The sequence below is a fragment of the Moorena sp. SIO3I6 genome, assembly GCF_010672095.1.
Window position 1 is genome coordinate 1 of sequence record NZ_JAAHHU010000722.1, and the last position, 2,371, is coordinate 2,371.

A 2,371-nucleotide genomic window follows, 5' to 3' on the forward strand; every position below is an offset into this window, starting at 1 on the left:
CCGGAATCTATGGTGATTGAAGTTAAAAGTGTTGTTTTTCAGATCTTGTTCTATCAGATAAACCGTTTTTTAAAACTTAACTATTGTCTGCTATATAAAAAATATCCAATATAAATTACTATAAATAGTATACATAATTGAGTTCATAAATGGCTAAAAAAATGTTTGTAAAAAAATGTAAACAATTTTAATTAACCCTTGCATTTTTTTGAAGAGTTATGTATAGTATAGAAGGTAACGACTGAAACTAATAGCTGCGCTGGTCATAACTGTTAACCACTACCAGCGCAGCTTTCCTCCCTCCTAAAAAGGAGTTACTTCCATGATGCCAAAAATATCACGATCATCAATCCCGGTTGAGTGCATCCCATTTTTACGGTTTGACCCGATAGGTGCTATGGGCATCTTGGTGGAACGGGCATCTTGCCTGTTATATCATGTCCGTCTAATCACTTATAAGAAAAGTGGAGAGTACAGCATCGAGGTAATGCCAAGACGAATTACCATCACCGAACACTCTTTGCATTGAGGAACTCCAACAGGGTTACCGCCAGGCCAAAAGTGCCATAGTTTGTCGGCAGTATCAGGTGATCTGGTTACTCGCTCAAGGAAAAAAAACAGAGGAAGTAGTCCAAATAACTGGCTACAGTAGAATCTGGATTTATGCATTAATCAAAAGATACAACCAATTGGGTGCTGAAGGATTAGGCGATTGGCCAAAAGCCACGCTACGCGAACGCAGAAAACAAAATCAAGGAGCCAAGCCATTAATAGGAGATTTCGAACAAGCACAGTTATGGCAAGTTTGGCAACGGACTTGCTCCAGATGGGGGATTTTGGAATGGTCGAAAAGTGGCAGACTGGTTAACATCTGTGACGGGCAAGTCCATCAGCAGACAAAGAGGATGGGATATACTACGACAAATGACTTAATGGTTGAGGGTTCCTTTACCTGCTCATACTAAAAGTGACTATGCATGAGCAACAAGCCTGGAAAAAAAACTAGCCGCCGACCTTGAGCAAATCAAAAGCACTTACCCGAATGCAGATGTGCAATTATGGTGTGAGGATGAACATCGCCTGGGACTCTTTCCCTGTGCTTCGACGCATTTATGATCCAGTTGGGGACTGGCCAATTGCCCATGTCAATTGGAGATTTGAGTGGTTATGGTTGTATGCTTTTGCACACCCGTGTACGGTCGAGACTAAGGCGTGGATTCTGCCTTATGTCAATACTGAGCTATTTAATCGGGTATGGGCTGAATTTGCTGCTGAATTTAATAATGGTGATGATAAACACATTGTTTTAGTTGTTGACCAAGCTGGATGGCATACCAGTAAGGGCGTAGAATTACCAGAGGGATTGCATTTAATATTTTTGCCTTCTCACTCACCACCAATTGCAACCAGCAGAAAGATTATGGACTCTGGTTGACGGCACAAGAGCCAATCGCTCATTTGATACTCGCGCAGCAGCTAGAAGTTGTTCTGTTTCAACGCTGCAAAACTTTACTCAAACAGCAAGATTTAATTCAAGGCTTGACAGGTTTTCATTGGTGGCGTCAAATTGATGCGTAAATTTTAACTAATTAACCGGACATGATATTATCAATATTTGCGAGCGGGCAGGATGCCCACTCTACTGCTACCAAAAATGTGGGTTTTGTAGATGCGCCCATACTTGTCTAACCGCTTTTTGTGGAAATTTCGATCGGTTAAAAAGCTGATCGTCTCACCGATAATGGGTAAACAGACATTACCAGGGGGCAATGGAAGCGATTCGGCTAAGCCGACGCTACGCGAACGCATATCTTGAGTGGTGGTTTCCATGGAAATAAGCAAGCTGCAGGGTCAAGACCTATTATCTCGTGCCTGATCCAGGGTAAACCCATCTTATAATGCAATACTTCATATTGGAGTAGCCCGCAACCGTAGACCAAGTGCCTGTATTACCTTGAGAACAGTGGCCAAGTCTGGATTACCTTCCATCGACAACGCCTGATCAAGACTTTCATGGCCGAGACCGGTTTCGCGAGCAATTTGTCTCATTCCTTTGGAACGAGCAATATCTCCTAGAGCAGCCACGACCAACGCAGGATCCCCATCTTCAAGAGCAGCTTCAAGATAGGCAGCCATATCTTCTTTGGTCTCCAGATGTTCTGCCACATCCCAGGGATGGGTTTTGATGTTGGTCATGACCATCTCCTATAACTTTTGTGCTAGATCTAGGGCTGTCTTGATGTCCCGGTCTTGGGTGCGCTTGTCACCACCTGCAAGGAGGATTATCAAGGTACTCCCACGGTGCAAGAAATACACCCGGTAGCCAGGTCCATAGTCAATACGCAGTTCCGAAACTCCTCTTCCCACTGGA

At 43.6% G+C, this 2,371-nt stretch carries 3 protein-coding genes and 1 pseudogene; 1 reads left to right on the plus strand and 3 read right to left on the minus strand.

Annotated elements, in window-relative coordinates; translation table 11 throughout:
* Positions 1 to 487 precede the first annotated feature (487 nt).
* Positions 488 to 1,578: pseudogene (locus tag F6K49_RS41825) on the plus strand (IS630 family transposase).
* Between the two features lie 30 nt (positions 1,579 to 1,608).
* Here F6K49_RS41825 and F6K49_RS41830 read toward each other — a convergent pair.
* The 3 genes from F6K49_RS41830 to F6K49_RS41840 form a co-directional block, all read right to left on the minus strand.
* Positions 1,609 to 1,830 carry a hypothetical protein gene (locus F6K49_RS41830; protein WP_075903382.1) on the minus strand — a complete coding sequence of 74 codons (222 nt, stop codon included), beginning with the start codon at positions 1,828 to 1,830 and terminating at the stop codon, positions 1,609 to 1,611.
* A 78-nt stretch (positions 1,831 to 1,908) separates the two neighbouring features.
* Positions 1,909 to 2,196: an addiction module antidote protein gene (locus F6K49_RS41835; RefSeq protein ID WP_075903380.1), complete on the minus strand. Its 288-nt coding sequence runs from the start codon at positions 2,194 to 2,196 to the stop codon at positions 1,909 to 1,911.
* Between the two features lie 9 nt (positions 2,197 to 2,205).
* On the minus strand, positions 2,206 to 2,371 hold a 166-nt coding region (locus F6K49_RS41840), incomplete at its 5' end, for a type II toxin-antitoxin system RelE/ParE family toxin (RefSeq protein WP_366514299.1).